We start from the raw sequence: 5,809 nt of genomic DNA, 5'->3' as shown, positions 1-5,809 counted from the left end.
CCAAGTACACTGCTCACATTTATTTTACCACCCTGCAGTTCTACTATCTTTTTACAAATTGCTAATCCCAGTCCAGTTCCCTGAAGTTGTGTTGTAGCCGATGAATAGATTTGCGAGAATTCAAGAAATATCAGATCAAGGTCTTCCCTGGCCATACCTATACCAGTATCCTCTACCTGTACTTTTAGTACCGCCTGTTTTTTCCCATCTATTACCAATTGAACCCGAAGCGTTATTTTCCCTCTTTTTGTGAACTTAATCGCATTGGTTAGCAAATTCATAACAACCTGTTTCAAACGCAAACGGTCGCCAATTAAATAAATATTTTTATCGATAGCTATTTTACTCTCTAATTTCAGATCCTTATTTTCTGCAAGAACATTCATGCTATGAAAAACTTCCGCAATCTCTGATTCCGGAGAGAAAGGCTCAGATTCGATATTTATTACGCCTACTTCATATTTAGAAAAATCTAGAATTTCATTAACCAGTTCGAGCAGCATCTCTGATGAACTGCGTATAGCGTCTACCTGCTCTCTCTGTTCATCATTCAGGTTACTCTTGCCTAGCTGCTCAGAAAATCCAACTACCGAATTTAATGGTGTGCGTATTTCATGGCTCATATTAGCAAGGAAACGACTTTTCGAATGCGAATCTTGAGCTGCCAAACCATTCAGGCTGATCAATAAACTTTCATTCTTATAAAGCTTATATAAATTATATAGAATAATTGCGACTAAACAAACCAACAATAGTGCATCTATCAGTTCCATTCCGCTTAATTTTTTAAGCTCTACTTCAAGCTCTTCGCCCAAAGTAACCCTTCGTTTAGCCACATACTCAATATCATTTTGCTTAAACTCCTTTAATACCGTAATAATATCCTGGATCAGTTTATTATTCAACAACAAAATTGCCTTTTCATTGCTCTTGATTTGGTTATTGTTAGCATAAAGCTTCCGGTAATAGGCTTCTACTTCTTCTAACAATTTGTTATTAAAAGTGGTAACCTCATCTACCACTCCCTCGTTCTTTTTGGTTTTAACAATTGTAACGGCACTATCTTTACTCCCTTTATTGGAAATTGCATCCGCTAATCGGCCAAAGAATTTTTTACGTGGTTTAACTGCTTGTTTAATCGTATCGACGGTTGTTACTGTTTTAAACTTTTTCTTTATTGAACCCAGATTAATTTTTGCCTGGGCACGCCTTTCTTCCAAACCAAGTTTTGAGAACCCGGCAAACAGGCTATCTGTTAACTGCCTAAGTTTCAAATAGCTCTCTGTCTTTAGCTTTTTCTGTTTTACAAGTTCTTTTAAATCCTGATTTTCCGTATTGTTATCGCCTAGGCTATTTAAATCGTTTAAAAGAAGAGAGATTTTATGGATACCGTCTGAGAATTGATTAAGATAATATTTATCTGCAGTTACGGCATACATGCGCGAATTATTCTCTGCCTGATAAAGGGTATAAATACAGGTATCTACTTCCGAATAACTTTTCTGAAGCATCGTTAGCTTCGTAATATCGTGCTTTAGCCCATTAATTTTATTATTCCTGAGGTATAACAGAAAGGCATAAATAAACAATGCAAATATCAAAAATGCTACTACAAAGTAACGGAATGGATCTCTTCTCTTAGCGTTAAACGACATATTATCTTATTATACTGCAGTTTTAATAACTACAGAACTTATCAAACAATTATATCAAAAGGGATCTGATTGAAATACAATAATAAACGAAAATTTTCACATAACCGATACTTTAATAAATCTTAAGCAACATCTAGTGTTGTTTCCTCAGGATCTTCTGCAATAACGAGTTCTTCGGGCAATAATTCCTCTATAGTATCTTTCTCTACCCTAAGGTTTCTAATGATGTGTTGTTGCCTGTCCGGGGTATTTTTACCCATATAATATTCCAAAAGATTTTTAATGGTCTGATCCTTTAAGATTACTGGATCTAACCTGATATCYTTACCKATAAAMARWCCGAATTCATCWGGMGARATTTCACCYAAACCTTTAAATCGGGTAATTTCWGGTTTRTTRCCMAGCTTYTCAATTGCACGCTTTCTTTCATCGTCGCTATAGCAATAAATCGTTTCCTTTTTATTACGAACCCTAAACAATGGCGTTTGCAAAATGTAAACATGGCCTGCACGCACAAGATCAGGAAAAAACTGAAGAAAAAAGGTCATCATTAACAACCTGATGTGCATACCGTCAACATCGGCATCAGTAGCAATTACAATATTATTGTAATGCAAGCCTTCCAACCCGTCTTCAATATTCAATGCATGTTGCAACAGGTTGAACTCTTCATTTTCATATACCACCTTTTTAGTAAGCTCATAACAATTCAGAGGCTTACCCTTAAGACTAAAAACTGCCTGGCAATCTACATCTCTGGATTTAGTGATAGAACCGGAAGCAGAATCACCCTCGGTAATAAACAAAGTAGTCTCGTATCTCTTATCGTGATTACTGTTAAAGTGGACTTTACAGTCTCTTAGTTTCTTGTTGTGTAAAGATGCTTTTTTTGCCCTATCGTTAGCCAGCTTCTTGATGCCTGCAATATCTTTACGCTCTCTTTCAGACTGCAGGATTCTTTTCAACAATGCATCAGATACATCAGAATGTTTGTGCAGATAATCATCAAGTTCCTTTTTAACAAAGTCGTTAATGAATGTTCTTACCGAAGGCCCCTCGGGGCCCATATTCTGAGACCCAAGTTTGGTTTTAGTCTGCGATTCAAAAACAGGTTCCTGCACCCTAACAGAAATTGCAGCAATAATGGATGCCCTGATGTCAGAAGCATCATATTCTTTTTTATAGAACTCTCTTATCGTTTTTACCACTGCCTCACGGAATGCAGCCTGATGCGTACCGCCTTGCGTAGTATGCTGACCGTTAACAAAAGAGTGATAATCCTCACCGTATTGTTGTCCGTGAGTCATTGCAATTTCAATATCATTACCTTTTAAGTGAATGATAGGATAGCGTAATTCATCGGCTTTGTTAAATTTAGAAAGCAGGTCGTACAACCCCCTTTCCGAGAAGTATTTTTGATTATTAAAATTGACTGTAAGGCCTGTATTCAGGAACACATAGTTCCAGATCATACTCTCTACAAAATCAGAAATGTAGTGGTAGTTTCTAAAAATAGTCTCATCCGGATAAAAAGTAATTGCTGTACCATTGCGCTGAGTAGTTTCAATAATATCATTCTCCAAAACAATTTCACCTTTAGAGAATTCTACTTTTTTCGTTTTCCCATCACGATAAGACTGAACCACAAAATTGGTAGAGAGCGCATTTACCGCCTTAGTACCCACACCATTTAACCCTACAGATTTTTGGAAGGCATTACTATCATACTTACCACCGGTGTTTATTTTAGATACGCAGTCTATTACCTTACCCAAAGGAATACCCCTACCGTAATCCCTAACATTAACCTTGTGTTCGGATACCGTAATTTCAATTGTTCTGCCAGATCCCATCACAAACTCATCAATTGAGTTATCCACAATTTCTTTCAGCAAAACATAAATCCCATCGTCCTGTGCAGATCCATCGCCCAGTTTACCAATGTACATACCGGGACGTAATCTGATGTGCTCTTTCCAATCGAGGGAGCGTATACTATCTTCGTTATAATTCGGTTCAGCCATGATGTAAGTAAGTATAATACAAAAATACTATAATGCAGTAAATTTACTCGAATAAGCTGGGGAATCAATTACAAAGTTTCAACAAATGCACATTTTCATGTATATTCAAACAAATTAAATCATGCTCAATATGCGACCTGAAAAACAGCTCTCCATGCTTGACTTATCAATGATCGTTGTAAGTCTGGTAATAGGGATGGGCATCTTCCGCACACCCGTTAATGTAGCTGCAGGAGCGCAAATACCAGAGTTATTTTTTTTAGCATGGATTGTTGGAGGATTAATTGCTCTGTGTGGAGCTTTAACTTATGCCGAAATAGGATCTCGTTTTCCGGTTACCGGCGGGTATTATAAAATATTCTCTGCATTTTACCATCCTTCCATTGCTTTCGCCATCAACTGCATCATAGTAGTTTCAAATGCCGCTTCAGTTGCAGGTGTTTCAATTATTGGAGCTGAGTATTTAAGTAAGATTATTTTACCCGTTGAAATGCAAACCGAGTTTTCAAGAATAGCTATTGCAGCTATTTCTATTGGTCTGTTTTACTTCATCAATTTATTGGGACTAAAAGTTAGCTCTAAAACGCAAAACGTACTTTCGTTAATAAAAATAGGCATGGTGCTTATATTAATTGGCGCTGTGTTTATGGGGCCGGCAGCAGTAAGCTCTCCTTCCACTTTCAACACATCAGGTTCAACTACCCCAACCCTGTTTGATTATGGCAAGGCCCTGGGCATCTGTTTAATCGGCATCTCTTTTACCTTTGGCGGATATCAGCAAACCATCAACTTTGGGGGCGAAACAAAATCTCCGGGTAAAATTATCCCCCGCTCAATCTTTACCGGCTTAGCTATCATTTTTATACTTTACATGGCAATTAATTACGTATATGTAAGGGTCATAGGGTTTGAACAGCTAAAAACAGCCGAAAGCATTGCTGCAATACTTGCGGGAAAAATCTTTGGTCCCATAGGTTTTACTGTGTTATCCTGCTTAATTTACCTTTCTGTTTTAGGCTATGTAAATGTCAATTTACTAAGCAATCCACGCGCTATGTTTGCCATGGGCGAAGAGAAAGCATTACCTGCAATCTTTACTAAAAAGAGCAAAAAATCGGATGTCATGTTTGTGAGCTTAACTGTATTCACAATCATCTCTATCATTACATTGTTTTACGCTCAAACATTCGACAAAATCCTGAACTACACCATATTTTTAGATTGTATTGGTATGGCTACTTCCGCGGCTACCATATTCTTTTTAAGAAAGCGAACCCCCCATCTTGATAAAAATACCATTTACAGTATGCGCCTGTATCCCTTAATGCCATTAATATTTATTGCCGCCTATTTATTTGTAGCTATCAGCATTTATGCCGACGATCCGCAAGCCGCAATAAATGGTTTATTGATCTTTGCATGCTTTATTATCATCTATTTCATAAACCGATTTTACCAAAGAAACCGAACATAGCAACCAGAATTAACAAGCTCAATCCATCACCCTATATAAAATGCCGATAAAAGAATTACCCTTTAAAAAAGAAATTGCCTATGCAGCAGGAATGATGGGCTGGAGCATCATGACCAACATTATTATAGTTATGCTGCCCTATTTTTATCTTCCTCCAAACAATTCAGGACTCACTCCGCTGGTTCCCCAATTATTGGTATTCGGTGCCTTTAATATTTTATCACTCATTGCTGCATCCGGCAGATTGTTTGATGCCATATATGACCCGTTCATTGCCTCCGTCAGCGACGCCAGCGACAACCCAAAAGGCAGGCGCATTCCTATTATGAAATATGCAATAGTGCCGGCAGTGGTATGTTGCTCACTGGTTTTCTATCCTATGGTTAAGGGCGAAAGCATTACCAATGCCTGGTGGCTTACCATAGTACTTGCTGGTTTTTTTATTTCGGTTACCACCTATATTATTCCTTATAATGCACTGCTTGCTGAATTAACACACAGTGCTGATCAGAAAGTCAAACTATCTACCTTTCAGCAGGTGGGCTTTGTTTTAGGGATGATAATTGGAGCCATGTGCAATAATTATGCTGATCTGATACAGGATGTTTTTAAAATCACAGACAGATCCGAAGCCCTGCAATACACCATCTTTTGCC

The 5,809-nt window shown here is 37.7% G+C and carries 4 protein-coding genes; 2 read left to right on the top strand and 2 right to left on the bottom strand.

Translation table 11 applies throughout. The features are described from left to right. Together AC1DG9_RS22225 and AC1DG9_RS22220 are read right to left on the bottom strand one after the other, a co-directional pair. The coding region (locus AC1DG9_RS22225) for a sensor histidine kinase (RefSeq protein WP_477635258.1) at positions 1–1,655 on the bottom strand (1,655 nt) is incomplete at its 3' end. A gap of 122 nt (positions 1,656–1,777) precedes the next feature. After that, positions 1,778–3,679 (bottom strand): DNA topoisomerase IV subunit B, encoded by a 1,902-nt coding sequence (locus tag AC1DG9_RS22220; RefSeq protein WP_477635257.1) that lies wholly within the window; start codon positions 3,677–3,679, stop codon positions 1,778–1,780. Between the two features lie 154 nt (positions 3,680–3,833). Here AC1DG9_RS22220 and AC1DG9_RS22215 point away from each other — a divergent pair, with 154 nt between their 5' ends. Further along, positions 3,834–5,153, top strand: a complete 1,320-nt coding sequence (locus tag AC1DG9_RS22215; RefSeq protein WP_477635256.1) for an APC family permease — start codon at positions 3,834–3,836, stop codon at positions 5,151–5,153. 40 nt (positions 5,154–5,193) lie between these two features. After that, a partial coding sequence (locus tag AC1DG9_RS22210; RefSeq protein ID WP_477635255.1) for an MFS transporter occupies positions 5,194–5,809 on the top strand: 616 nt, incomplete at its 3' end.

It is taken from the genome of Pedobacter sp. 05L430 (assembly GCF_056397585.1).
Note: the sequence above shows the minus strand (reverse complement) of the source record. Positions and strands in the feature narration are given on the sequence as shown.